At 73.7% G+C, this 26,166-nt stretch carries 16 protein-coding genes and 2 tRNA genes; 14 read left to right on the forward strand and 4 right to left on the reverse strand.

The window, feature by feature from the left end:
• Positions 1-25 precede the first annotated feature (25 nt).
• The 8 genes from OG871_RS14420 (at position 26) to OG871_RS14455 (ending at position 10,111) form a co-directional block, all read left to right on the forward strand.
• Positions 26-1,228, forward strand: a complete 1,203-nt coding sequence (locus OG871_RS14420; RefSeq protein ID WP_371497160.1) for a hypothetical protein — start codon at positions 26-28, stop codon at positions 1,226-1,228.
• A complete protein-coding gene (locus tag OG871_RS14425; protein ID WP_371497161.1) occupies positions 1,225-2,802 on the forward strand; it encodes a hypothetical protein in 1,578 nt (525 codons plus the stop codon). The genes OG871_RS14420 and OG871_RS14425 overlap by 4 nt, the downstream gene beginning before the upstream one ends.
• A gap of 8 nt (positions 2,803-2,810) precedes the next feature.
• Positions 2,811-4,208 carry an AAA family ATPase gene (locus OG871_RS14430; RefSeq protein ID WP_371497162.1) on the forward strand — a complete coding sequence of 466 codons (1,398 nt, stop codon included), beginning with the start codon at positions 2,811-2,813 and terminating at the stop codon, positions 4,206-4,208.
• 95 nt (positions 4,209-4,303) lie between these two features.
• A complete protein-coding gene (locus OG871_RS14435) occupies positions 4,304-6,343 on the forward strand; it encodes a beta-galactosidase (protein WP_371497163.1) in 2,040 nt (679 codons plus the stop codon).
• A gap of 29 nt (positions 6,344-6,372) precedes the next feature.
• Complete coding sequence (locus tag OG871_RS14440; protein WP_371497164.1) at positions 6,373-8,589, forward strand: trehalase family glycosidase; 2,217 nt, start codon at positions 6,373-6,375, stop codon at positions 8,587-8,589.
• Positions 8,590-8,785: 196 nt separating this feature from the next.
• Positions 8,786-9,184: a hypothetical protein gene (locus OG871_RS14445; RefSeq protein ID WP_371497165.1), complete on the forward strand. Its 399-nt coding sequence runs from the start codon at positions 8,786-8,788 to the stop codon at positions 9,182-9,184.
• Positions 9,185-9,343: 159 nt separating this feature from the next.
• Positions 9,344-9,877 carry a bifunctional DNA primase/polymerase gene (locus tag OG871_RS14450; protein WP_371497166.1) on the forward strand — a complete coding sequence of 178 codons (534 nt, stop codon included), beginning with the start codon at positions 9,344-9,346 and terminating at the stop codon, positions 9,875-9,877.
• A 160-nt stretch (positions 9,878-10,037) separates the two neighbouring features.
• Positions 10,038-10,111, forward strand: a tRNA-Lys gene (locus tag OG871_RS14455).
• Between the two features lie 106 nt (positions 10,112-10,217).
• Here the strand turns inward: OG871_RS14455 and pgi are convergent.
• Positions 10,218-11,879, reverse strand: a complete 1,662-nt coding sequence (pgi, locus tag OG871_RS14460; protein ID WP_371497167.1) for a glucose-6-phosphate isomerase — start codon at positions 11,877-11,879, stop codon at positions 10,218-10,220.
• Between the two features lie 216 nt (positions 11,880-12,095).
• Positions 12,096-13,676, reverse strand: a complete 1,581-nt coding sequence (locus OG871_RS14465) for a Na+/H+ antiporter (RefSeq protein ID WP_371497168.1) — start codon at positions 13,674-13,676, stop codon at positions 12,096-12,098.
• A 167-nt stretch (positions 13,677-13,843) separates the two neighbouring features.
• On the opposite strand from OG871_RS14465, the gene OG871_RS14470 reads away from it, so the two are divergent.
• Positions 13,844-13,917, forward strand: a tRNA-Lys gene (locus tag OG871_RS14470).
• A gap of 75 nt (positions 13,918-13,992) precedes the next feature.
• On the opposite strand, the gene OG871_RS14475 is transcribed toward OG871_RS14470, so the two are convergent.
• Together OG871_RS14475 and OG871_RS14480 are read right to left on the reverse strand one after the other, a co-directional pair.
• Positions 13,993-14,373, reverse strand: coding sequence for a VOC family protein (locus tag OG871_RS14475; RefSeq protein ID WP_371503310.1), 381 nt, complete (start codon positions 14,371-14,373; stop codon positions 13,993-13,995).
• A gap of 135 nt (positions 14,374-14,508) precedes the next feature.
• Entirely contained in the window at positions 14,509-16,194 is a 1,686-nt protein-coding gene (locus OG871_RS14480) for a chitinase (protein WP_371497169.1), read from the reverse strand.
• 322 nt (positions 16,195-16,516) lie between these two features.
• Here OG871_RS14480 and OG871_RS14485 point away from each other — a divergent pair, with 322 nt between their 5' ends.
• The 5 genes from OG871_RS14485 (at position 16,517) to OG871_RS14505 (ending at position 26,109) form a co-directional block, all read left to right on the forward strand.
• Positions 16,517-16,852, forward strand: coding sequence for an acyl carrier protein (locus OG871_RS14485; protein WP_371497170.1), 336 nt, complete (start codon positions 16,517-16,519; stop codon positions 16,850-16,852).
• A 79-nt stretch (positions 16,853-16,931) separates the two neighbouring features.
• Entirely contained in the window at positions 16,932-23,222 is a 6,291-nt protein-coding gene (locus tag OG871_RS14490) for an SDR family NAD(P)-dependent oxidoreductase (protein WP_371497172.1), read from the forward strand.
• Positions 23,223-23,290: 68 nt separating this feature from the next.
• Positions 23,291-24,847, forward strand: a complete 1,557-nt coding sequence (locus tag OG871_RS14495; protein WP_371497173.1) for a long-chain-fatty-acid--CoA ligase — start codon at positions 23,291-23,293, stop codon at positions 24,845-24,847.
• A 13-nt stretch (positions 24,848-24,860) separates the two neighbouring features.
• On the forward strand, positions 24,861-25,634 hold the full coding sequence (locus tag OG871_RS14500) for a thioesterase II family protein (protein ID WP_371497175.1): 774 nt from the start codon (positions 24,861-24,863) through the stop codon (positions 25,632-25,634).
• A 76-nt stretch (positions 25,635-25,710) separates the two neighbouring features.
• Positions 25,711-26,109, forward strand: a complete 399-nt coding sequence (locus tag OG871_RS14505; protein ID WP_371497176.1) for a nuclear transport factor 2 family protein — start codon at positions 25,711-25,713, stop codon at positions 26,107-26,109.
• Positions 26,110-26,166: the final 57 nt, after the last annotated feature.

Genomic DNA, 26,166 nt, shown 5'->3' on the forward strand with positions numbered 1-26,166 from the left:
GCCGGGTGCGACACTGGGCCGCACCATGAACGTCTCGCATCCCGCGCAGGCCGACCCCCTGGCCGGACGGCTCGCCGAACTGCGCGGCCCGGTGCCGCAGCGCAGCCTCGACGCCCGCGCCCTCGCCGCCCTGGCCGCCAACCCCGGCTGCCGCCGCCGGGCCCTGCTCGACGCCGCGGGCGTCGACAAGGCCGCCGTCGCCCAGCAGCTGGGCCGCCCCGCACCGTTCGGCCAGTCGCCGTTCGCGATCGCCCGGGGCAACGTCTTCGAGGCCCGGCTGAAGGACGACGGGTACGCGGCCCTGCTCACCCCGCTGCGCCGCCTGCTCGGCCTGCCGCCCGAGGGCGGTACCCCGCCCGCCGTGCCCGACCTGCTGCGCCGGGCCACGCCGGCGGTGCGGGCCGAGCGCACCCGGGAGGTCCTGGCCGAGGCCGCCGCCGACACCGACGGCTGGACGCTGCTGGACCACCCGATGCTGCGGCTCACCGTCGCCGGCAGCCAGGCCTATCTGGAACCGGACGCGGTGCTGGTGCACGGCGGGCGGTGCACCGTGGTCGAGATCAAGTCGTTCCCGGTCCTGGACGGGGTCGCCGATCCCGCCAAGGTCGGCGCGGCGGCCCGGCAGGCGGCGGTCTACGTGCTGGCGCTGCAGGAGACGGCCGCCCGGTCGGCCGGGCGGGTGCCCGGCGCCGGCCCGTACGCCGTGGACGAGCTGCCCGGCAGCCCGGCGCTGACCGTCCTGCTGGTCTGCCCGAAGGACTTCACCAACCGGCCGACCGCCGAGGCTGTCGACGTCCGACGCGAACTGGCCACCACCCGGCGTCAGTTGGCGCGGCTGGCCCGGATCGACCAGTTGCTCGACGCGCTGCCCCCGGGCACCACCTTCGATCTCGCGCCGGACAGCTCCGGAGCCCCGGCCCGGCCCGCCGAGGAACTGGCCGCCGCGGTCGCCGCGGTGCCCGCCGCCTACAGCCCGGACTGCCTCTCGGCCTGCGAACTCAGCTTCCACTGCCGGGACCAGGCCCGCTGCTCGGACGCGGTGGAGCAGCTCGGCCGGGGGGTGCGCGGCGAGCTGGGCTCGATCCGCACGGTCGGCCTAGCGCTGGCCGCGGCGGCGGGCACCGCTCCGGCGCCCGCTGGGGACGCCGACGACGCCGACGAGGCCGCCGCCCGGCTCGCGTACGCGGCGGCCCTGCGCGCCGAGGCGCTGGGGAGGTCCGTCCGATGAGCCTGCTGACCACCCTCGCCCGGCTGGAGGCCGTCCGCAGCGGCCGGGCCGAGCCGCTGGCCACCGTCCGGCACCGGCACCTGTCGGAGCGGCCGATGGTGGTCGTCCCGCTCGCGGCAGTCGGCGAGGACGGCGCGCCGCTGGCCGTCCTGCTGGGCACCGAACGGGAGGCGCCGAAGCTGTTCATCGTGCCCCAGCCGCTCAACCGCACCCAGCGTTTCGAGTTCCTGGCCGCCTTCGCCGCCGAACTGCTGCCCTACCTGGAGTCGTTCACGGCCGAGGTGGAGCAGGTCGAGGGGTCCGAGAAGGATCCGGAGACCGGCGAGAAGATCCCGGTCCTGCGGGACCTGTGCGCCGACGCCCCCCAGCTGCTGGTGCCCAACCACGGCGCGGTGCGCCACCTCGCGCTGCTCGGCCGCTCGACCCGGTTCCGCCGCACGGCCGAGGACCCGGACCCGGGGCCGTACCCGGCGCCCACCCAGGTCCCGCTGCTCGGGCGGTGGCTGACCCATCTGACCGACCGGGCCCAGGTGCCCGGCAGCAGTCTGCTGCTGCCGATGACCGGCCTGCTCGCGCGGCACTGGGCCACCGGCCAGAGCCACCTGGAGGACCAGCACCTGGCCGCCCAGCTGGCCTGGCACTTCCCGGCCGACGGGCTGACCGGCGCCGAGGCGGCCGAGCGGGCGGAGACCGGCCGCGACGAGCACGGCCGCCTGCTGCACCCGCCGGCCGGCCCGGTCACCGACCCGCGCTTCGACGCCCAGGTGCTGGCCCCCGCGATCACCCGGCACGACGCCGCGCTCGCCGCCTTCCGGCAGGCCGGCCCGGACGGGACCGACCGGGCCGGCCTGCACCTCAAGCAGGCCGCCGAGCGGCTGCACGCCGCGCTGGAGGCCGAGCTGCTGCCGACCTGGCGGGACGTCTGGCAGGGCCTGGACCTGCTGCGCACCCTGCCGCCCGCCACCCACCTGCCCGAACGCTGGGAGGGCGACCGCTGGTCGTACACCGGCCACCGGGACCGGCTGGCCGCCGGCGAGCCGCCGCAGCCCCGCCGGGACGACGCGGTGACGGCCGCCCGCAAGCTGGCCCAGCGCGAGCGCGAACAGGCCCGGCTGGACATCCAGGAGGCGCTGGACGATCCGCTGGTGATGGCCGAACACCGCCTGTCCGGCGAGGCGTTCAGCGGGACGGTGCTGGCGGTGGAGCCCGGGTACGACACCTCGGGCCGCTCGCCCAAGCCCCGGCCGCTGCTGACCGTCGCGACGCCGGACCGCCCGCACGCCGACCCCGGCCGCGAGGTGCACCGGGCCGGCGGTCCGTCCGCGCAGAAGGCCGAGATCGTCCGGGCCGTGCCCGGCGAGGTGACGGTGCGGGTGCTGTCCGGGATGGGCCGGAGGAAGGAGCCGGAGCCGGGGAGCGTGCCGGAGGTCGGTGAGCGGGTGGTCTTCACGCTGTTCGAGCTGAGCGCCCGGCAGTCCGCGCCGCTGCCCGAGCCGGACGACACCCCGTGGACGCACGGCGGCCCACCGGGCGCCGATCCGCGTTCGCCTATCGGTACCGAAGAGTGGGAATGACCACCGCTATGACTGTCCACCAGCCTCTCACCGGTCCTGGACCCGTCGGCCCCGCGGCCTCGGGCCACAGCTCGCCCGGGGCCGCCGCGGACGCCGCCGTGGCGGCGATCCTGGCGGCGGCCGTCCACCCGGAGCCGGGCGCGCCGCGCGGCGTCGTGGTGGACTCGCCGCCGGGGGCGGGCAAGTCGACGCTGGTGGTGCGCGCCGCGAAGGAGCTGGTCGCGGCGGGCGAGCGGCTGATGATCGTGGCGCAGACCAACAGCCAGGTCGACGACCTGGTGGACCGGCTGGCCGAGAAGGGCCCGGAGCTGACCGTCGGCCGTCTGCACGCGAGTGACGCGCGCCCGGCCCCCGAGGCACTGCGGCACGGGAACGTCACCGCCTCCGGCAAGGTCGGCGACCTGCTGGAGCAGGACGTGGTGATCTCGACCGCCGCGAAGTGGCAGTGGGTCAAGGACGTCGAGCCGTGGCGGCACGCGATCGTGGACGAGGCGTACCAGATGCGCTCGGACGCGCTGCTCGCGGTGGCACGGCTGTTCGAGCGGGCCCTGTTCGTCGGCGACCCGGGCCAGTTGGATCCGTTCACCGTGGTCGGCACCGAGCAGTGGGCGGGCCTGTCCTACGACCCGTCCGGCAGCGCGGTGGTCACCCTGCTCGCGCACAACCCGGCGATCCGCCCGCATCGGCTGCCGGTGTCCTGGCGGCTGCCCTTCTCCGCGGCGCCGCTGATCTCCGCGGCCTTCTACCCGTACACACCGTTCCGCTCGGGCACCGGCGAGGGCGAACGACGGCTGACGGCCGCCGTCCGGCCGGACGGTTCCGCGGTGGACGCGGCGATCGACGAGGCCGCCGAGCACGGCTGGTCGCTGCTGGAGCTGCCGGCCCGGCACACCGTACGGACCGACCCGCAGGCGGTGGCGGCCGTCGCGGCCACCGTCCGGCGACTGCTCAACCGGGGGCTGACGGCCCACTCCGAGCAGGGCCCGACGCCCCTGACGGCCGGCCGGATCGCGGTCGGTACCGCCCACCGGGACCAGGCCGCGGCCGTCCGCGCCGCCCTCGCCGGACTCGGCGTGCCGGTCGACCCGTCGGCCGGCCCGGCCGTCACGGTGGACACCGCCAACCGCCTGCAGGGCCGCGAGTACGACGTCACCGTGGTGCTCCACCCGCTCTCCGGCCGGCCGGACGCCACCGCCTTCCATCTGGAGACCGGCCGCCTGTGCGTGCTGGCCTCCCGGCACCGGCACGCCTGCATCGTGGTGGCCCGCGCCGGGATCGCCGAACTGCTGGACGAGCACCCCTCCACCGAGCCGGTCCAGTTGGGCGTGGCGGTGAAGTTCCCGGACGGCTGGGAGGCGAACCACGCCGTCCTCGCGCACCTCGCCGAGCACCGCGTCCGGCTCTGACCCGCGCCGCCCCGACCCAATTCCCGCGCGACACCGTTCCTCCTTCACCCACACTGGGCGCGCCCGCACCGGCCGACGAAGGACGAGGACCCACCGTGCCCGAAGCGCCAGACCCCCGCAGCCGACCGACCCCGACCCGCGTGCCCGGGCTGCTCTACGGCGGCGACTACAACCCCGAGCAGTGGCCCGAGGAGGTGTGGGCCGAGGACGCCCGGCTGATGCGGCAGGCCGGGGTCACCATGGTGACGGTCGGGGTGTTCGCCTGGGCGCGGCTCCAACCGGGGCCGCGGGAATGGGACTTCGGCTGGCTGGACCGGCTGTTCGACCTGCTCGCGGCGCACGGCGTCGCCGTCGACCTGGCCACCGCGACCGCCTCACCGCCCGCCTGGCTGGTGCGCGCCCACCCGGAGCTGCTGCCCGTCACCGCGGACGGCGTCCGGCTGGAGTTCGGCTCCCGGCAGCACTACTGCCCCTCCTCGCCGGTGTACCGGGCGGCCGCCGTCCGGCTGACCCGGGCGATCGCCGAGCGCTACGCCGGGCACCCCGCGCTCGCCCTGTGGCACATCCACAACGAGTACGGCGACCATGTCACCGAGTGCTTCTGCCCCGAGTCGGCCGCGGACTTCCGCCGCTGGCTGGCCGAGCGGTACGGCGGCGTGGACGGCCTCAACGCGGCCTGGGGCACCGGCTTCTGGTCGCAGCACTACGGCCACCTGGACGAGGTCGAGCCGCCCCGGACCGCCCCCGGACCGGTCAACCCGACCCAGCTGCTGGACTGGCGGCGGTTCTGCTCGGACGCACTGCTCGCCTGCTACCGCGCCGAGCGGGCCGTGCTGGACGAGCTCTCCCCCGGCGTCCCGGTGACCACCAACTTCATGTCGATGTTCAAGGCGCTGGACTACTGGCGGTGGGCCGCCGAGGAGGACGTGGTCTGCGACGACGCCTACCCCGACCCGGCCGACCCGCAGGCGCACGTCACCGCGGCCATGCACTACGACCTGATGCGCTCGCTCAAGGGCGGCGCCCCCTGGCTGCTGCTGGAACAGGCGCCCTCCGCCGTCAGCTGGCGCGCCGTCAACCTGCCCAAGCGGCCGGGCCTGCAGCGGCTGTGGTCGCTGCAGGCGGTCGCCCGCGGCGCGGACGGCGTCATGTACTTCCAGTGGCGGGCCTCCCGGGCCGGTGCCGAGAAGTTCCACAGCGCGCTGCTCCCGCACCGCGGCACCGACTCGCGCGGCTGGCGGGAGACCGTCCGCTTCGGCGCCGAGCTGCGCCGGCTGGCCTCGGTCGCCGGGGCCAGGACGAGGGCCGAGACCGCCGTCGTGCTGGACTGGGAGTCCTGGTGGGCCCTGGAGCTGGACGACCACCCCTCGGCCCGGATGCGCTGGCTCGACCTGCTCCGCCCCTGGTACGCGGCGCTGTACCGGCGCTCGGTCGCGGTGGACTTCGTCCGGCCCGGTGCCGACCTGAGCGGCTACCGGGTCGTCCTGGTGCCCAACCTGTACCTGCTGCGCGAGGAGACCGCCCGGTGGCTGGCGGCCCACGCCGACGGCGGCGGCCACCTGGTCTGCGGCCCGTTCACCGGCATCGTGGACGAGCACGACCACGTCCACCCCGGCGGCCACCCCGGCCCGCTGCGCGAGACGCTCGGCGTGGTGGTCGACGAGTTCTGGCCGGTCCCGGACGGCGAGGGCACCACCGTGGTCACGGCCGACGGCCGCACCCTGACCGCCCGCCTGTGGACCGAGTGGCTGGAGACCACCGACGCCGAGCCGCTCGCCCGCTTCGGCTCGGGCCCGCTGGCCGGGCGGCCGGCCGTCACCCGCCGCGGCACCGCCCGCTACCTCGGCTGCCACCTGGGCGACGAGATCGGCGTGGTCCTGGAGCAGGTACTGGCCGAGGCCGGAGTCGGCCCCGTGCTGCCCGTCCCCGAAGGCGTCGAGGCGACCCTGCGGACCACCCCGGACGGCGCCGAGTACCTGTTCCTGCTCAACCACGGCGAGCGGCCGGCCCGGCTCACGCTGCCCCCGGACTGGGCCACCGCCCCCGACCGGCTCACCGGCGCCGCCGTCGGCTCCCGGTTCACGCTCGCCCCGCTGGACGCCGTCGTCCTGCGCCGTTCCCCGCGCCCCCGCTGACCGCCGCGCCCCCGAAGGAGCCCCGCCCGATGAAGCAGCCGAAGCACCGGCCGGCCCTGCGCCTGGCGGCGTCCGCGGTCCTGGTCGCCGCCGCCGTCGCGGCCGCCCCGCCCGCCCACGCCGAGGACGCCGGCCCCGGCGGGTACGCGGACGTGCTCGACCTGCACGGCGTGCCCGGCTCCGCCGAGCCGGGCGGCGCCGACGGCCTCAACCCGGTCAACGTCTTCTCCGACCGCGGTGCCTGGCACGCCTACGCGCTGCCGAAGGCCGACGACCCGGCCGGCTGGGGCGGCTTCAGCGGGCCGCTGTACATCGCCCAGGAGTACCCCTGGTGGCTGAGCCGCTCCTTCAGCCGGATCCGGCTGACCGAGCACGGCGCCCCGCTCGACCTGGCCGCGGGCGGCGCCCCGCGGCTCACCTCGCTGCCCGGCCTGCTGCGGCAGAGCTACCGGCCGGCCGGCGGGCTGCGGCTGACCCTGGAGCTGCGCTTCACCGGCGACCGGACCGCCCTGGTCCAGGCCGTGGTCGAGAACCCGGGCAGCCGTCCCCGCACCCTGGGCGCCGACTGGACCGGCGAACTGCTGCGGCCCGCCGCCGAGCCGATGCGCAGCGCCCCCTCGCTCCACCCGACCGACCGGGGGGTGGCGGTCTCCTTCGCCGAGGTCCGCAGCACGTGGCAGTACCTGACCGACGGCACCGAACGGTTCGAGGTCACCCACGACCGCCCGGTGCGCACCACCGTCACGGGCGACTCCTACCGCACCGAGCTCGCCGCGCCGCTGGTGCTCGCCCCCGGCGCCCGGCAGACCCTGAGCTGGGCCGAGTCCTACACCTTCACCGAGGCCGAGCTCGCCCGGGAGCGCCCCGCCGTGCGCAGCCTGCTCCGGCGGCCGCAGACCGCGGTCGCCGAGGGCGACCGGCGCTGGCGCGGGTACCTCGCGGCGGCCACCGACGGCGTGCCCGTCGGCCGCCGGCGGCTCGCGGTGAAGGCCGTGCAGACCCTGGTGACCAACTGGCGCAGCGCCGCCGGTGCGCTGAAGCACGACGGGATCACCCCGTCGATCTCGTACAAGTGGTTCACCGGCGGCTTCTGGGCCTGGGACACCTGGAAGCAGGCCGTGGGCGTGGCCCGGTTCGATCCCGCGCTCGCCGCGTCGCAGATCCGCTCGATGTTCGACCACCAGGTGCGGGCCGACTCGGCGACCCGGCCACAGGACGTCGGCATGATCCCGGACTGCCTGTTCTACAACGACCCGGGGCGCGGCGGCGGCAACTGGAACGAGCGCAACTCCAAGCCCCCGCTGGCCGCCTGGGCGGTCTGGCAGGTGTACGGGCGCAGCGGGGACACCGGGTTCCTGCGCGAGCTGTACCCGAAGCTGGTGGCGTACCAGGAGTGGTGGAGCCGCGATCGCGACCACGACCGCAACGGCCTGTCCGAGTACGGCGCGACGGTGGACCCGGCGAACGGCAGCTCGGAGGACAGCCGGCAGGCCGCGGCCTGGGAGAGCGGCATGGACAACGCCCCGCGGTTCGACGCGGCGCTGGGCAGTGCGCCGGTGGAGAACCGCGCCGCGGACGGCACCCTGCTCGGCCACTCGCTCAACCAGGAGTCCGTCGACCTCAACGCGTACCTGTCGGCGGACCGCCGGTACCTGGCGCTGATCGCCGGGCGGATCGGCCGGCCCGCCGAGGCGGCGCGCTGGGACGCCGCGGCGGACGCTCTGGCCTCGGCCGTGCGCTCGCGGATGTTCGACCCGGGGACCGGCTGGTTCTACGACACCGCGATCGGCTCCGGCGCGCCGCTGGTCGACCGGGGCCGGGGCATCGAGGGGGTCGTCCCGCTGTGGACGGGGGTCGCCTCGGAGGAGCAGGCCGCCGCCGTCCGGGCCCGGCTGACCGATCCGGGCGAGTTCGGCACCGCGGTGCCGTTCCCGACCGTGGCCAGGAGTTCGCCGTACTTCGCCGCCACCGCGTACTGGCGCGGTCCGGTCTGGCTGGACCAGGCGTACTTCGCGCTGGCCGGTCTGCGGCGCTACGGGTACCGGGCGGACGCCCGGGAGCTCACCGACCGCCTGCTGGGCAACGCGGCCGGGCTGCTGGACGACCGGCCGATCAACGAGAACTACGATCCGCTGACCGGCCGGGCGCTGAACGCGACCAACTTCAGCTGGTCCGCGGCCGTGCTGCTGCCGCTGCTGGCCGAGAGCCCCGAGGACCCCGAGGACCGGCGTGACGACGGGCGGTGACCGGCCGCTGACGTCCCGCGTGCGCCCCCGGCGGTCACGGCCACCAGGGGCGCACGCGGGGTGGTTCGCGACCCGAACGGGGGAATAGCAACCGCACCCGCACCGTTCCGCTACCGGTGGCCGCGAGCGACAATGGACGGCGGCCCGGTCCCGACCGGCCGGCCCCCGGGCCGGCCGACCATCTGGAGGAGCGTTCATGCCCGATCCCCGTACGCAGGCGTCCGACCGCAGCGGCAGGTCCGCACCGGCCGCCCAGGATCTGGGCAGCACCGCACCGCGCCGACTGCGCCCCGCCCAACTGCTCTTCGAACCGCAGGCCGACGAACCCGAGGCCGAGCGGTTCTTCGACCTGGAGTCGATCGACGACCCGTCCGAACTCCTGCGCCGCTCCACCGAACTGACGCTGGCGTTCCGGGCCGCCGCGCAGCGCGCCGCCGACTTCCAGGCGCTCGCCGCCGCCCAGCTGGCCGACCCCCGCCGCTTCGACGCGCTGACCCCCGCCGAGATCGGCGCCCGGGCCGACTGGACGCCGGACTACGCGGCCCGGATGGTCGACTACGGCCGTGACCTCCAGCGCGGCGGCATCGAGCACTGAGCCGACGCCCGTCCGAACCGCTTTCGATTCGCCACTGGCATATGCGGATGGGAAGGGTACGCCGCCGGTCCGCCGCTTGTCAGGCGAACGTCATTTCCCGCGCGCGCACCGGGTGACCCGCGCCACGCTGCTGTGGTGGACATCTGGACGTATCAATCCGTGGAGTACGTCACCGTGGCCGGGGAGGCCTGGCTGGCCTCCGCCAGCGAGTACCCGCGCAGCATGCGGGCCCTGTGGGAGTCACGCCCCTGGGCGCCGGCGGTGCTGCCCTGCGGCCGGGCCTTCGACGTGGTGAGCATGCCGGCGCTGTTCGGGCGCCGGGTCCTGGACGAGCTGTGGGCCTCCGGGCCCGGCTGCGGGCCGGTCGCCTCGTTCCGCGGCCGGACGCTGCTCTTCGTCCAGCCGGGTGCGGCGGCCCGGCTGCGCTCGCTGCTCGCCTGGGAGGAGTGGGCGCGGGACGTGCCGCCCCTGCTCTGCCACGGCCGGGGCGACGCCGTCACGGTGCCGCCGGTGCAGCGCATGGTGAACGCCCCCGACTCGCCCGGCCAGGGCCCGGGGCGCTGGATCGTCGCCCCCGACAGCCATGAGCCCTGGCTGCCCGGAGCGGCCGTGGTGCTCTGGGCCTGCGTCCGGGCTTCGCGCGGCGCCCTGGCGCACGACCCGGTGGGCGCGGGCCCGGTGCCGGCGGTGTGAGGCGTCCGGCGGGTCGAGGCCGCTGGCAGCGTGGCGCCTCCGGTGGTGTGAAGCGCACCGGAACGCCGGCCGAACACCGGGTGCCGTCCGGGGTGCCACCACGGCCGTATTCGATTTTGGTTCCGCCCGGAGCCGCTGCTAAAGTCTTCCACGTCAGCAGGCGCCGCTAGCTCAGTTGGTTAGAGCAGCTGACTCTTAATCAGCGGGTCCGGGGTTCGAGTCCCTGGCGGCGCACCGACGGTCGAAGGCCCCCTCGCGAGAGCGAGGGGGCCTTCGGCGTTCCCGGGGCGGCCCGGCCGGGGCCGGCCCGGGGCGCGCTCGCCCCGGGCCGGCCGGCGGATCAGCGTCCGCGCAGCGAGCGGTAGCGGGCCACCAGCCCGGCGGTGGAGCTGTCCAGCGCGTCCGCGCCCTCGCCGGTGAGCAGCACCGGCTCGATCCGCTTGGCCAGCACCTTGCCCAGCTCGACACCCCACTGGTCGAAGGAGTCGATGTTCCAGACCGCGCCCTGGACGAACACCTTGTGCTCGTACAGCGCGATCAGCTGGCCGAGCACCGACGGGGTGAGCCCGGTGGCCAGCACGGTGGTGGTCGGGTGGTTGCCGCGGAAGGTCTTGTGCGGCACCAGCTCGGCCGGCACGCCCTCGGCGGCGACCTCCTCGGGGGTCTTGCCGAAGGCGAGCGCCTGGGTCTGGGCGAAGAAGTTCGCCATCAGCAGGTCGTGCTGGGCGACCAGGTCGGGCAGCAGGCCGGGGACGGGCTCGGCGAAGCCGATGAAGTCGGCCGGGATGACCTTGGTGCCCTGGTGCAGCAGCTGGTAGTAGGCGTGCTGGCCGTTGGTGCCGGGGGTGCCCCAGACCACCGGGCCGGTCTGCCAGGTGACGGGGTTTCCGTCCCGGTCCACCGACTTGCCGTTGGACTCCATGTCCAGCTGCTGGAGGTAGGCGGTGAACTTGGACAGGTAGTGCGAGTACGGCAGCACCGCGTGCGACTGGGCGTCGAAGAAGGCCCCGTACCAGACGCCGAGCAGGCCGAGCAGCAGCGGGACGTTCTGCTCCGGCGGGGCGGTGCGGAAGTGCTCGTCGACCAGGTGGAAGCCGTCCAGCATCTGCCGGAAGTTGTCCGGGCCGATCGCGATCATCAGCGAGAGGCCGATCGCGGAGTCGTAGGAGTAGCGGCCGCCGACCCAGTCCCAGAACTCGAACATGTTGGCCACGTCGATGCCGAAGTCCGCGACGCCCTCGGCGTTGGTGGACAGGGCGACGAAGTGCTTGGCGACCGCGTCCTGGCCTGCGCCGAGCTCGGTGAGCAGCCAGTTCCGGGCGGAGACCGCGTTGGTGATCGTCTCGATGGTGGTGAAGGTCTTGGAGGCGACGATGAACAGGGTCTCGGCGGCGTCCAGCCCGTACAGCGCCTCGTGCAGGTCGGCGCCGTCCACGTTGGAGACGAAGTGCACCTGCAGCCCGCGGTCGGCATAGGCGCGCAGCACCTCGTAGGCCATCGCGGGGCCGAGGTCGGAGCCGCCGATGCCGATGTTGACGACGTGGCGGATCCGCCGGCCGGTGTGTCCGGTCCACTCACCGCCGCGCACCCGGTCGGCGAAGGCGGCCATCCTGTCCAGGACGGCGTGCACGGCGGGGACGACGTTCTCGCCGTCCACCTCGACCACGGCGTCGCGCGGGGCGCGCAGTGCGGTGTGCAGCACGGCGCGGCGCTCGGTGATGTTGATCTTCTCGCCGCGGAACATGGCGTCCCGCAGCCCGGCCACGCCGGTGGCGTCGGCGAGCTCGCGCAGCAGCGCGAGCGTGCGGTCGGTCACCAGGTGCTTGGAGTAGTCGACCTGGAGGTCGCCGACGCTCAGGGTGTAGCGGCGGCCCCGGTCCGGATCGGCGGCGAACAGCTCGCGCAGGTGCTGCTCGCCGAGTTCCGCCCGGTGCTTCCCCAGCGCGGCCCACTGCGGTGTGCGGTCGAGCGGGGTACGTCCGGTGGCGGGGTTCTCCGACATCGGTTTGCTCCTTGAGTCATCCGGTTTGCGGTTACCGGCAGGGCCCAGCGGGAGGGTTGCGCGAGGTCCGGCGGTACAGCGGTGTGCGTGCGCCGACTCCGTTGACGGCCTTGCCCACCGCCAGCCTACGGCCCCGCGCGCCGAAGCCCGTCCCGGCCACGCGCCGCGGCTCACCCGGTGTCAGTCCGTGGCCGAACGGCCGTTGCTCACCGGGCATCACTTCCGGTGCGAGCGCAGATCCAGCTGGCGCAGCACCTGGTCGGCGACCTCCGGATCGGCGCCGGGCTCGCCACGGGCGGCCAGCACCTCCCGGCGGGAGGCCGCGATCATCTCCTGCTCGATGCCGTACGCCTTGCGCCACTGCGAGATCCGGTGCTTGGCCTCGGCGGCCTCCTGGCGCTCGTACCGCTCGGGGTACAGCCGGGCGAGCCGGTCGTGCTGGCGCTCCCGGAGCCGCTCGACCAGCTCGGACGGCAGCTGGTCCTCCTCCTCCAGCTCTGCGAGCCGTCGCAGGCCCGCCTTGGCGGCCCGCCACCAGAGCCGCCTGGCCGCCTCCTCGTGGGCGTCCGACCCGGTGGCCAGGCCCAGCAGCCGGACCAGCCAGGGCAGGGTCAGGCCCTGGACCAGCAGGGTGAAGAGCACCACGCTGAACGCGACGAAGACCAGCTCGCTGCGGCCGGGAAAGGGCGTGTGGTCCTTGAGGGTGAGCGGCACGGCGAGGGCGAGGGCGACGGTGGCCACCCCGCGCATGCCGGACCACCACAGCACCACGGTCTCCCGCCAGCTGATCGGGGTGTCCTCCTCGCTGCCGCTGACCCGGCGGGACAGCCACGCGGCCGGCAGCAGCCAGACCAGCCGGATCAGCACCACGGTGGCGATCACCGCGGCCGACTCCCCGATCATGCCCCGCCAGCTGCCGCTGACGTCGGCCAGAACGGTGGACAGCTCCAGTCCGATCAGGCCGAAGGCGACCCCGGTGATCAGGATCTCGACGATCTCCCAGAAGGCGTTGCCGACCAGCCGGAACGCGACGTCGTCGGCGTCCGCCGCCCGGTCGGCCAGGTAGAGGGCGCAGACCACCACGGCGAGCACCCCCGAGCCGTGCCCCTCCTCGGCGAGGGTGTAGGCGGCGAACGGCACCAGCAGGTTGAGCGCCACCTGCAGGGTGGGGTCGTCCAGCAGCCCGGCGAGCTTGGCGTTGAGCCAGCCGAGTGCGATGCCGATGGCCACCGCGACCACGGCCGACAGGACGAAGCGCTGCAGTGCGTGCGGCATCGAGAAGTCGTGGCTGACCACGGCGTCGATGGCCAGTGAGTAGATCACGATCGCGGTGACGTCGTTGAACAGCCCCTCGCTCTCCAGCACGGCGACCATCCGGCGCGACAGCCCCACCGCGCCCGCCACCGCCACCGCCGCCACCGGGTCGGGCGGCGAGACCAGCGCGCCCAGGGCCACCGCGACGGCGAGCGGGACGGCGGGAACCAGCCACTGGTACACCCCGGCGACGACGGTGGTGGTGACGATCACCAGGGCGACCGCGAGCAGCAGGATGGAGCGCAGATTGGTGCGGAAGTAGTGGACCGAGGACCGCCGGGCCACCGCGAAGATCAGCGGCGGCAGCACCAGGGGCAGGATCAGTTCGGGCTGGACCTGGACGTCCGGGATCTGCGGGATCACCGCCATCACGAGGCCGAGCAGGGTCATCAGGACCGGCTGCGGAACGCCCGTGCGGCGGGCCAGCGGGACGGTGACGACGGCGGCGAGCAGCACCAGGAAGAGCAGTGACAGCTGGGCCACCGGAGGATCCCTCTCCTCGGCCCGGGCCCTGCCCCGGACGTTGTGATCAGACTAAAAGCGGGCAACCACACCGGCCGGATCGGCTCGCCGGCCGGGCCGCGCCGCGCACGGCCGGAACCGATTGTGAGTTTCGGCCGCTGACCAGGTAATGTTCTCTCCGTCAGCACGCGCCGCTAGCTCAGTTGGTTAGAGCAGCTGACTCTTAATCAGCGGGTCCGGGGTTCGAGTCCCTGGCGGCGCACCGACGGTCGAAGGCCCCCTCGCGAGAGCGAGGGGGCCTTCGGCGTTCCCGCCGTGACCCGATCCGGGCCGGCCGTCAGCCGTCGACCAGCTGGTTCACGCACAGGACGTTTCCCTCGCTGTCCTTGAACCAGGCCGCCCGCATGCCGTCCGCCTCGGCGACACCGTCCACGGTCTTCAGGCCCGGCAGGTCGTACTCCTCGAACACGACCCCGCGGCTGCGCAGGTCCGCCATCTCCGCGTCGAGGTCCGCCACCTTCCAGCTGGCCAGGGTGTGGGCCGCCTGGCCGCCGTACGGCGTGTGGTAGATCCCGAACTGGGTGTTTCCGGAGTCGAACACGACTTCCTCGTCGCTCTCCCGGGCGATCTTGAGGCCGAGCGTATCGGTGTAGTACCGCTTCGCCCGGTCCAGGTCCCCGGCAGGTATGACCGCCAGCAACGGCGCGTCCGCCAACATGGTCACCACCTCCTCTCCCCAGGCTAGGCCCCTCGCTCGCGCCGCCGCACGCCCAGACCGCGGCGGCCTGCGGGGACGGCCGCGGGCCGGACACCCGGAGGTGACCGGCCCGCACCCGCGGTGACCTCGGAGAGGTCAGCCGAAGTAGCCGTCGAAGTTCCGGGAGAACTCCCGGCCGCCGAACCGGTCCCAGTTGATCGACCAGGTCATCAGGCCGCGCAGGCCCGGCTGGGCGCCGCTGCGCGGGACGTAGCCGCCGCAGTCGACCGTCCTGGTGAGGCAGTCCAGTGCCTTGTTCACCTCCGCCGGGGCGACGTAGCCGTTGCCGGCGTTGGTGGTGGCCGGCATGCCGATCGCCAGCTGGGAGGGGGCCAGGGCCGGGAACATGTTGGCGGTGTTGCCCGCCACCGGGAAGCCCTTGAGCAGCATGTCGGTCATCGCGACGTGGAAGTCGGCGCCGCCCATCGAGTGGTACTGGTTGTCCAGGCCCATGATCGAGCCCGAGTTGTAGTCCTGGACGTGCAGCAGGGTGAGGTCGCCGCGCATCGCGTAGATCACCGGCAGGTACGCGCCGGCCCGCGGGTCCTGGCCGCCCCAGGGGCCCGAGCCGTAGTACTGGTAGCCGAGCTGGACGAAGAAGGTCTCCGGGGCCATGGTCAGCACGAAGTTCTGGCCGTACCTGGCCTTCAGGGTCTTCAGCGCCGAGATCAGGTTGACGATCACCGGGGAGGTCGGGTTCCTGAAGTCGGTGTCACCGGTGCCGAGCGACAGCGAGTGGCCCTCGAAGTCGATGTCGAGGCCGTTCAGCCCCCACCGGTCGATGATCGCGGAGACCGAGCCGACGAAGGCGTCCCGGGCCGCGGTGGTGGTCAGCTGGACCTGGCCGTTCTGGCCGCCGATCGAGATCAGCACCTTCTTGCCCTGGGCCTGCTTGGCCGCGATCGCCGCCTTGAAGTCGGCGTCCGACTCCACCGAGGGGCACTCGCTCACCGGGCAGCGGTTGAACCGGATGTCGCCGGAGGTGACCGAGGTCGGCTCGCCGAAGGACAGGTTGATCACGTCCCAGGAGTCCGGGACGTCGGCCATCCTCGTGTACCCGGCGCCGTTCGCGAAGCTGGCGTGCAGGTAGCCGACCAGCGCGTGGGTCGGCAGCCCGCCGCCGGGCGGCTGGGTGGTCGGCGGCTGTGACGTCGGCGGCTGGGAGGTGGGCGGCTGCGACGTGGGCGGCTGGGAGGTGGGCGGCTGGCTGGTCGGCGGCTGGGACGTCGGCGGCTGAGTGGTCGGCGGGTTGGTGGGAGCCCCCGGGCCGTCCAGCGAGACGTCGTCCGCGTAGTAGGTGCCCTGGCCGTACCAGCCGTGGGTGTACACGGTGGCACTGGTCTGGCCGGCCGCCGTGGTGAAGCCGACCGAGAGCTTCTGGTAGGCGCCGCCGGTGCCCGGGGTCCAGGTGCTGGTGCCGCCGTTGACGCCCAGGTAGACGTACGCGCCCTTGACGTAGGCGCTCAGCGTGTAGGCGGTGTTGGGCTGCACCGCGACGGTCTGGGTGCACTGCGCGTTGTCGCTCGCCGAGGCGGCGCCGGCCAGGGCGTAACCGCCGGTGCGGGCCTGGCCGGTGACCACGCTGCCGGTGCCTGCGGTGCAGCTCCAGGGGGCGAGCGAACCGCTCTCGAAACCGCCGTTGACCAGGAACTCGCCGGCGCTGGCGGAGCCGGCCAGGCCGAAGCTGAGGGCGACGGCGCCGGCCGCCGCGACGGCCCAGGCGGTGCCGGCGGCGACCGCCCGGCGGCCGTGACGGACGGCTGTTCTTCGGGGAGTACGCATGTGGGGGATGCTCCTGCCTAAAGACATGGGGGTGTCCAACAGCCTTGTGGGGGAAGGCCGGACGCGGGACGGCGCGGGTCGGCGCCACCGATTTGGACTAGACCACTGAAGCGAATCCGACAGTCCCTGTCAATGGATCCGGGACCTGTCAGACCGTCACCCCCCGCACCGCACGGCCGCCCCGGTCAGTCGCTGGTCAGGGTGGGGTCAGTCGCCCGTGTTGGCATGTTGCCCACGTGGGGCCGGCAGGGACGACGGCCCAGGAACCGACGGAGGCGGTCGCATTGCCGAACTTCTCCCCGCGCGAGAACGGGTGCACGCGATGAGTGAATCCATACCGACCATCGAGCTGCTCCGGTCACTGCCCCGGTCCGAGCGCCGGGAGGCCCTGGAATCCCTCGTGGTGGCGGAATTCAAGGCCAGCCTGCTGATGGACGAGGACGAGTACCTGCCGACCGACGAGAGCTATTTCCAGCTGGGCTTCACCTCGCTGCGCATCGTCGAGGTGAAGACCCGGCTGGAGGAGCGGTTGGGCATCGCGGTCAGCACCACCGCCCTGTTCAACAGCCCGACGATCGACCAGCTCCTGGACCATCTGACGGGCGATCTGCTCGACGACCTGTTCGACGGGCTTCCGGCCGGGTCCGGGGCGTTCTAGGACGCGTCCGCCGAGCCCCGCCGGCAACTCCGCGACGTGCCGCCGCACGGCGGCCGACCAGTGAAAGGGAAGAACGGGAATGTCGAACACACCGGAGCAGAACGAGCCCATCGCCATCGTCGGGATCGGCCTGCGCTTCCCGGGCGGAAACGAATCCCCGGAAGGATTCGCCGAGTTCCTCGGCGAGGGACGGTCCGGTATCCGTCCGGTGCCGGAGGACCGCTGGGACGTCCCGGCGTTCGCCCCCGCGAACGCGGACGAGAAGGGCAAGGTCCACACCACCGGGGCCGGATTCCTGGACCGGATCGACCAGTTCGACGCCCAGTTCTTCAACATCTCGCCCAAGGAGGCGAACTTCGTCGACCCGCAGCAGCGCCTGCTGCTGGAGACGGCCTGGGAGGCGCTGGAGAACGCCAACATCGACCCGGGCACCCTGCGGCACGGCAACGGCGGCGTCTACATCGGCGCCAGCTCGATCGACTACGCGCTGGAGATGGAGGGCCTTCCGTACGAGGAGCTGGACGGGCACCTCGCGGCCGGCATCACACTGTTCCCGCTGTCCGGGCGGCTGTCGTACTTCCTCGGTCTGCGCGGGCCCAGCCTCAGCGTGGACACCGCCTGCGCCTCCTCGCTCACCGCGATGCACCTGGCGGTCGAGGGCCTGCGCAGCGGCGCCACCGACATCGCGCTCTCCGGTGCGGTGAACTGCCTGCACCACCCGCGGATCTTCGTGATGTTCTCGCAGGCCAACATGCTCGCCCCGGACGGCCGCTGCAAGACCTTCGACGAGTCGGCGGACGGCTACGTCCGGGCCGAGGGCTGCGCCGTCCTGGTGCTCAAGCGGCTCGGTGACGCCGAGCGGGACGGCGACCGGGTGCTCGCCCTGATCCGCGGCACCGCGATCGGCGAGGACGGCGAGAGCGCCGGGCTGACCGTGCCCAACGGCACCGCCCAGGAGATCGTGATCCGCTCCGCGCTGCGCAACGCGCACCTGGAGCCGGCCGACATCCAGTACGTCGAGGCGCACGGCACCGGCACCCCGCTGGGCGACCCGATCGAGATGGGTGCGATCAGCGACGTGTTCGCCGAGTCGCACACCAAGGAGAACCCGATCACGGTCGGCTCGCTGAAGACCAACCTCGGGCACATGGAGCCGGTGGCCGGCATCGGCGGCGTGATCAAGACCGTGCTGCAGATGCGTACCGGCACCGTCTTCCCGCACCTGAACCTCAGCACCCCCTCCGGCCGGATCCCGTGGGACGCCATCCCGGTGACCGTGCCGACCGAGGCCCGGCCCTGGCGGGCCGAGACCCGGCGCGCCGTGGTGAACAGCTTCGGCTTCGCGGGAAGCATCGCCGCCGCCGTCCTGGAGGAGGCACCCGCCGAGGCGCCGACGGGCGCCACCGCCGCCCCCGCCGGCGAACGGCCGGCCGAGGAGGGCGGGCACGTCCTCACCCTGTCGGCGAAGACCAAGCGCTCGCTGCAGCTCCAGGTCGAGCGGTACCGGCGGCACCTGGAGCGGCACCCCGACCTGGACGTCGCCGACCTCTGCTACACCGCGAACGTCGGCCGCAGCCACTTCTCGCACCGGATCGCCGGGCCGGTCTCGGACCGGGAGTCACTCGCCGCCCTGCTGGCCAGGCACGCGGACACCGAGCCGGCCGGCCCCCGGGGCGACATCCGCAAGGTGGCGTTCCTGTTCACCGGCCAGGGCTCGCAGTACGCGGGCATGGGCGCGGCCCTGTACCGCCAGTTCCCGCTCTTCGCCGAGCACGTCGACGAGTGCGACCGGCTGTTCGCCGGACACCTGGGCCGCTCGGTCAAGGACGTGATGTTCGACCGGGACGGACAGGGCGAGGCGCTCGGGCAGACCCTGTACGCCCAGCCCGCGCTGTTCACCCTGGAGTACGCGCTGGCGAAGCTGTGGATGTCCTGGGGTGTGAAGCCCAACGTGCTGATCGGGCACAGCATCGGCGAGGTGGTCGCCGCCGCGGTCGCCGGGCTGTTCGACCTGGCCGACGCCACCACCCTGGTGGCGACCCGCGCCGCGCTGATGCAGTCGGTGTCCGCACCCGGCGGGATGGCCGCGGTCTCCGCACCGGTGGAGGAGGTCGCGCCGCTGCTGGAGCCGTACCCCGACCTGGCGGTGGCCGCGGTCAACTCCCCGCAGCAGACGGTGATCTCGGGCGGCGCCGAGTCGCTGGCCGCGGTGGTGGCCCATCTCGGCGGGGCCGGCCTGACGGTCAAGCCGCTGAAGGTCTCGCACGCCTTCCACTCGCCGCTGATGGCCGAGGTCTTCGACGAGTTCCGCACCGCGATCAAGGACATCACCTTCCGCGAGCCCTCGCTGACCCTGATCTCCAACCTGACCGGCAAGGTGGCCAGGTTCGCCGAGATCAGCGACCCCGAGTACTGGATCCGGCACATCGGCGAGGCGGTCGAGTTCTCGGCCGGGATGCGGACGCTGGAGCGCCGCGGCAAGCACGCGGTCATCGAGATCGGCCCGTCCCCGGCGCTCACCGGCGCCGCCAAGCAGTCCGTCACCGCGCAGGACCACCTGTGGATCGGCGGCCTGAGCCCGAAGGACACCGACGGCCGGGCCATCCGCGCCGCGATCGCGCAGTTCTACGCCGCCGGGCCGGCCTTCTCCTGGCGCGGCTTCCACGCCGGCCGCACCCGCCGGCTGGTGTCGCTGCCCGGCTACGCCTTCGACCGCAAGTCGTACTGGCTGCCGAACCGGGCCACCCGGCACGGCCTGGGATCCCGCGCACTGGACGGCCGCGCCGCCGTCCACCCGCTGCTCGGCAGCGAGACCAGCACGCCCGAGCAGCTCGCCGCGGGCGTACGCGAGTTCAGCAGCTCGATCAGCCCCACCCAGCCCGCCTACCTGGCCGACCACGTGGCGATGGGCCAGGTCGTCTTCCCCGGCACCGGCTACCTGGAGATCGTGCTCGCCCTGCTGGACGCGGTGCACGGCCACACCCGCCGCCCGGTGCGCGACGTGGGCTTCCGCGAGGCACTCTTCCTGGACGAGGAACGGGCCACCCGGCTGCGCACCCGGCTGCGGCCCGGCCCGGACGGCACCGGCACGGTCGAGATCGTCAGCCTGGCCGAGGCCGGCGACGGCGCGGCGGCCGCGATCGAGCGGCTGCACGCGGTCGCCACGATCGGCGCCGAGTCCGAGGTCTCCGACGAGCTCACCCCGGCCGCCGTCGAGCTGCTCGACCTGGCCGCGGCCGCCGGGAACCCGGAGGACGTCCTGCGCGCCGAGGACGTGTACGCGGCGTACTCCGGCGCCGGCCTGGACTACGGGCCGCAGTTCCGGCTGATGCGCGAGGTCCACCGTTACCCCGGCGACCTCACCGTCGGCGACCTGGCGGGCCGCCCCGCCGGGGCGCTGGAGCACCTGCCGCCCGCGCTGCTGGACGCCGCGATGCACAACATGGCCGCGCTGGCCGACGACGGCAACGACTACCTGCCGGTGCGGTTCGGCCGGTTCCGGCTGTTCCGCAAGCCGAAGTCGGACACCCTGCGCACCCTGCTGCGGGTCGTCCCGGCCGACACCGACGAGGTCGACCTCTCGGCCGACCTGCTGGCGCTGGACGGCGAGCAGCCGGTGTTCGAGCTCAAGGGCCTCGGCCTGAAGCGGGTCGCCGAGACCTTCTCCGGGGCACGCCGGAGCTTCTTCCACGAGCTGCGCTGGGTCAAGCGCTCGCTCGCCGGCCCGAACGCCCTGACCGGCCGGCACCTGCTGGTGGTCGGCCGGGACGCCGCCGAGTTCGCCGGCCTGGCGCCGCGGCTCGCCGAGCAGGCCGGGCGGCTGAGCTTCGCCGCCGGGCCCGCCGAGGCCGTCTCGGTGCTCGCCGCCGAGCAGGTCACCGACCTGGCCTGGTACTGGCAGCCGGGCGACGGGGCGGGCGGCGCCGAGGCGCTGCGGGCCGAGTCCGAGCGCAACTACACCGCGCTGCTGGAGCTGCTGTCGGCGCTGGAGCGGGCCGGCTTCGGCCGCAACCAGCGGCTGTGGCTGGTCACCGAGCAGGCCCAGTGGCTGCACGGCGACGAGCCCGGCGACGGCGCCCGGCTGGCGGCCTCCAGCCTGTGGGGCTTCGGGCACGTGCTGCTGAACGAGTTCCCGGCGTACCGCACCACCATGCTGGACCTGCCGGGCACCGGCGGACACCTGCCGCTGGTCGAGGAGGTGCACGCCCGGGAGAGCGGCGAGTTCCAGATCGCCTACCGGGAGGGCTTCCGGCACGTGCGGCGGCTGCTCGCGGTGGACCCGCGCTCCCGGCAGGACGCCAACTTCGCGCTCGCGATCAAGGAGTTCGGGCAGTTCGGCGGCATCAAGCCGGTGCCGGCCGAGGACGTCGCGCCGGTCGGCGACCAGATCCAGGTCGAGGTGCACGCGGCCGGCCTCAACTTCAAGGACGTGCTCAACGCGCTCGGCATGCTGAAGGACTTCGGCGACCAGCCGCTCGGCTTCGAGTGCGCCGGCACCGTGGTCGCGGCCGGGCCGCAGGCCGGATTCGCGGTCGGCGACGAGGTGATCGTCAACTACCTCGACCTCTTCCGGCGCCGGGTGACGGTGCCCTCCGCGGTCGCCGTCCGCAAGCCCGCCACGATCGACTTCACCGCCGCCGCCGGTCTGATCTCGGTGTACGTCACCGCGTACTACGCGCTGCACCACCTGGCCGGGATCAAGGCGGGCGACCGGGTGCTGGTGCACGCGGCCGCCGGCGGGGTCGGCCAGGCGGCGGCACACCTGGCGAGGCTGGCCGGGGCGGAGGTGTTCGCCACTGCCAGCCCGCACAAGTGGCCGCTGCTGAAGGCCCAGGGCATCGAGCACGTGATGAACTCGCGGACGCTGGACTTCGCCGACGAGATCGAGCGGATCACCGGTGGCCGCGGTGTCGACATCGTGCTCAACAGCCTGAACAAGGACTACATCCCGGCCGGTATGCGGGCGCTCGGCGGCGGCGGCCGGTTCATCGAGCTCGGCAAGGTCGGCGCCTGGACACCCGAGCAGGTGGCCGCCGCCCGGCCGGACGTGACCTACCACAACTTCGACCTGAGCGAGCTGCCGCAGGAGCGGCTGATCCCGCTCAACCAGGAGATCATGCGGACGGTGATCGCCCTGGTCGAGGCCGGACAGCTGCCGCCGATCGTCGCCACCTCGTACACCCTGGACGAGGTCGAGGAGGCGTTCGGGGTGCTCAGTCGCGGCGCCAACGTCGGCAAGCTGGTGCTGGACTTCGCCGGCGAGCGGGCCCCCGCGGCGCGCGAGGTGACGATCGGTCCGGACCGGACGTACCTGATCACCGGCGGTCTCGGCGCGCTCGGCCTGGTCACCGCGGAGAAGCTGGTCGACCTGGGCGCCCGGCACCTGGCCCTGGTCAGCCGCCGCGCCGAGCCGGCCGCCGACGTCGCCCACCTGTACGAGCGGCTGGCCGGGCGGGCCGAGGTCACCGTGCTGCAGGGCGACGTCGCCGAACCGGCCGACGTGGAGCGGATCATGGCGCGGCTGCGCGACGGCGCCCACCCCGTGGCCGGCATCATCCACTCGGCCGGCACCGTGGACGACCGTCCGGTCCCCGCCCAGACCTGGGAGAGCATCGACGAGGTCTTCCGGGCCAAGGTGTACGGCAGTTGGCTGCTGCACGAGGCCGCGGCCGCGCTGCCCGGGCTGGAGTTCTTCGTCGGGTACTCCTCGGCCGCCTCGGTGGTCGGCGCCCCCGGCCAGTCCAACTACGCCGCGGCCAACTACTTCCTGGACACGCTGCTGCACTGGCGGGCCGGACAGGGCCTGCCGGCGCTCTCGGTGAACTGGGGCCCGTGGGCCGAGGTCGGCATGTCGGCCCGGCTGGACGACTCCCTGATCAAGAAGTGGGAGGACGAGGGCATCCGGCTGTTCACCCCGGCCAAGGGCACCCGGGCGCTGGCCTCGGTACTCGGCCGGCCGGTGGCCCAGGTGGTGGCCGGCGAGGCCGACTGGGAGCGGTTCACGGCCGCCAAGCCGGTCGACGACGCCCTGTACGAGCTGCTGGTCCGGGCCGGCGGGGACGCGGCGCGCAGCCTGGACCTGGACGCCCTGGTGGCCCTGCCCAAGGCCGAGCGGCTGGTCGCGATCGACGCGTTCGTCCGCTCCCGGGTGGCCGACGTCCTGCACTTCGAGGACGCCGACGCGATCGACTCCTACACCGAGTTCGTCCAGCTCGGGCTGGACTCGCTGGTGGCGGTGGAGCTGAAGAACTCCCTGGAGGCGGCCTTCCGGGTGCCGCTGCCGCCGTCCCTCGCCTTCGACCACCCGTCCGCCGGGCAGTTGAGCGAATTCCTGGAGCAGCAGCTCACCCCGGCGCCGGCCGAGGCCTGACGCCGCTCCGGTGGGGCCGCAGCCCGCTGCGGCCCCACCGGCCTGACCGAGATCGGACGGAGAGGACCATGGAGCAAGCACGACAGGCCACCATCGGCGCGCGGACGGCCCGGCACGCCGCCGAGCGGCCCGACCACCCCGCGGTCGTCTGCGACGGCCGCGAACTCACCTACGCGCAGCTGCACCGGGAGAGCAACCGGACCGCCCACGCGCTGCGCGCGGCCGGGCTCGGCCGCGGCGCCCGGGTCGCCTACCTGGGCCGGGAGTCGGAGCACTACTACGACCTCGCGGTCGGCTGCGCGAAGGCGGGCGTGGTGCTGGTGCCGATCAACTGGCGGCTGACCAGCCGCGAGGTGGAGCACATCCTGACCGACTCCGGCGCCGAACTGCTCTTCGTCGAGCGGGAGTTCCTCGGACCGGTGGAGAAGCTCCGGGAGCCCTCGGCGCGCACGCTGGTGGAGCTGGACACCGACGCGGACCGGGCCGGCGGCTTCCTCGCCTGGAAGGCCGGCGCCCCCGAGGCCGACCTTCCCCCGACGGCGGTCACCGACGACCCGGTGCTGCAGATGTACACCAGCGGCACCAGCGGTCTGCCCAAGGGCGTGGTGCTGGCCCACCGCAGCTTCTTCACCTTCATCGAGTCCATGCGGCGGCACGGCACCGACTGGATCGACTGGCGCGCCGAGGACCGCACCCTGATCTGCTTCCCCGGCCTGCACTCGGCCGGGATGGCCTGGTTCATGCACACCCTGAACGTGGGCGGCACCAGTGTGATCATGCGGATGTTCAACGCCGAGGAGGCCGTCCGGCTGATCGAGCGGCACGCGATCACCACCACCTGGGCCGCGCCCGCCATGCTCGACATGATGCTGGCCGAGCGCGGCGTCACCCCCGCCACCTTCCGCTCGCTGCGCAAGGTGGTCTACGGCGGGGCGCCGATCTCGCCCGCCCTGCTGGCCCGCTCGATCGACGGCTTCGGCTGCGAGCTGGCCCAGATGTACGCCGCCGCCGAGACCGGCAGCGTGGTCACCTGCCTCGCCCCCGGGGACCACGTGCCGGGCAACCCCCGGCTCACCTCGGCGGGCCGGTCCTGCCCCGGCAACCGGGTGCGGATCGTCGACGACGAGGGCCGGGAGCTGCCGGCCGGCCGGATCGGCCAGGTCTGCGTCGACACCCCCGCGCACTTCGTCGAGTACTGGCGGCAGCCCGAGGCCACCGCAAAGGCCCTGGTGGACGGCTGGCTGCGGCTCGGCGACCTCGGCTACCTGGACGAGGACGGCTACCTGTTCCTGTGCGACCGGATCAGCGACACCATCATCGTCGCCGGGCAGAACATCTACCCCGTCGAGGTGGAGAACGCGGTGCGCGAGCACCCGGCCGTCGCGGACGTCGCCGTGATCGGGGTGCCCGACCCGCGCTGGGGCGAGACCGTCCGGGCCTGCGTGGTCCCGGCCCCGGGCGAGCGGATCGGCGGGCGCGAGCTGATGCTCTTCCTGCGCGGCCGGCTCGCCGACTTCAAGATCCCGAGCAGCTACGACTTCCTGGACGAGCTGCCGCGAAACCCCACCGGCAAGGTGCTCCGCCGGGTCCTGCGGGACCAGCTGGCCGCACCGAGCCCGTCCTGAGGAGGACCCTGCGATGGCCGACCGCACCGCCCCGGTCACCGGGCGCTGGTTCCAGGCGGAGTCCGACCCGGACGCGCCGATCCGGCTGTTCCTGTTCCACTACGCCGGCAGCGGCGCCTCGATCTACCGGGAGTGGCTGCCCCTGCTGCCGGCCGACGTCTCCGCGCAGTCCGTCCAGCTGCCCGGGCGTCAGGACCGGCTCCGGGAGCAGCCGTTCACCGAGATCGGGCCGCTGATCGATGAGCTGGCGGACGAGATCGAGGCCGAGCTCGACGACCGGCCGTTCGGCTTCTTCGGCCACTGCATGGGCTCGCTGCTCGGTTACCGGCTGGCCACCGAGATCCACCGCCGGGGCGGCCCGTCCCCGGTACTGCTCGGCGCCTCGGCCTGGGCGCCGGTCGGGTTCCGCACTCCCCCGGTCGAGCAGCTGGACGTGCCGGAGGACGAGATCGTCGAGTGGGCCCGCGGCCTCGGCTCGCTGCCCGAGGAGATCCTGAAGGACCGCCAGACCCTCGACATGATGATGCCGACCATGCGGGCCGACCTGCTGGTCTGCGCGAGCTACCAGGACGACGGCGCACCGGTCCCCTGCCCGATCGTCAGCTACAGCGCCACCACGGATCCCCTGGTGGAGCCCTCCGCGATGGTGTCCTGGGCCTCCCGCACCCCCGAGTACCTCGGCAACCGGGTCTTCCCCGGCGGGCACTTCTTCCTGCACCAGGAGACCCTCTCGATCACCGCCGACTACGTCCGGCTGCTGCGCCGGCGGGCCGGCGCGAGCGGCTGACCCGAGAGCACCCCCGCACGTCCCCGCACGTCCCGTACGACGACCCCGTACCACCCGTCCCGAGAGGAGCACCGGCATGACCAACCCCAACGCCTTCGCCGACCGCTACGTCGCGCTCTGGAACGAGAGCGACCCGGCCGCCCGCCGCAAGGCCGTCGAGGAGCTGTGGGCCCCGGAGGGCAGCTACTTCAACGCCCTCGCCGAGTCCAGGGGCCACGAGGAGATCGCCACCCAGATCGGCTACGCGCACGACGCCTACGCGGTGGGCGGCTTCGCCTTCCGCTCCTCGGCCAACGCCGTCGGGCACCACGGCACGCTGCGCTTCAACTGGGTGATGGTGGCCGCGGACAGCGGCGCGCTGGAGGCCGTCGGCTTCGACTTCGTGGTCCTGGACGACCAGGGCCGGATCACCGCCGACTACCAGTACATCGACACCCCGCCCTCGTACACCGTCCCGCCGCCGTCGGCCGCCTGAGGCGGCAGTGGCGCGAAGGCCCGGCCGGATCGGCCGGGCCTTCCGCGTGCCCGGGCG

The sequence above is a fragment of the Kitasatospora sp. NBC_00374 genome, from assembly GCF_041434935.1.
Lineage (GTDB): Bacteria > Actinomycetota > Actinomycetes > Streptomycetales > Streptomycetaceae > Kitasatospora.

Bases quoted from the DNA above. Each gene is read 5' to 3' on its own strand.
- OG871_RS14420 (WP_371497160.1), top strand. From the start codon at position 26: ATGAACGTCTCGCATCCCGCGCAGGCCGACCCCCTGGCCGGACGGCTC.
- OG871_RS14425 (WP_371497161.1), top strand. From the start codon at position 1,225: ATGAGCCTGCTGACCACCCTCGCCCGGCTGGAGGCCGTCCGCAGCGGC.
- OG871_RS14430 (WP_371497162.1), top strand. From the start codon at position 2,811: ATGACTGTCCACCAGCCTCTCACCGGTCCTGGACCCGTCGGCCCCGCG.
- OG871_RS14440 (WP_371497164.1), top strand. From the start codon at position 6,373: ATGAAGCAGCCGAAGCACCGGCCGGCCCTGCGCCTGGCGGCGTCCGCG.
- OG871_RS14445 (WP_371497165.1), top strand. From the start codon at position 8,786: ATGCCCGATCCCCGTACGCAGGCGTCCGACCGCAGCGGCAGGTCCGCA.
- pgi (WP_371497167.1), bottom strand. From the start codon at position 11,879: ATGTCGGAGAACCCCGCCACCGGACGTACCCCGCTCGACCGCACACCG.
- OG871_RS14475 (WP_371503310.1), bottom strand. From the start codon at position 14,373: ATGTTGGCGGACGCGCCGTTGCTGGCGGTCATACCTGCCGGGGACCTG.
- OG871_RS14480 (WP_371497169.1), bottom strand. From the start codon at position 16,194: ATGCGTACTCCCCGAAGAACAGCCGTCCGTCACGGCCGCCGGGCGGTC.
- OG871_RS14485 (WP_371497170.1), top strand. From the start codon at position 16,517: ATGAGTGAATCCATACCGACCATCGAGCTGCTCCGGTCACTGCCCCGG.
- OG871_RS14490 (WP_371497172.1), top strand. From the start codon at position 16,932: ATGTCGAACACACCGGAGCAGAACGAGCCCATCGCCATCGTCGGGATC.
- OG871_RS14495 (WP_371497173.1), top strand. From the start codon at position 23,291: ATGGAGCAAGCACGACAGGCCACCATCGGCGCGCGGACGGCCCGGCAC.
- OG871_RS14500 (WP_371497175.1), top strand. From the start codon at position 24,861: ATGGCCGACCGCACCGCCCCGGTCACCGGGCGCTGGTTCCAGGCGGAG.
- OG871_RS14505 (WP_371497176.1), top strand. From the start codon at position 25,711: ATGACCAACCCCAACGCCTTCGCCGACCGCTACGTCGCGCTCTGGAAC.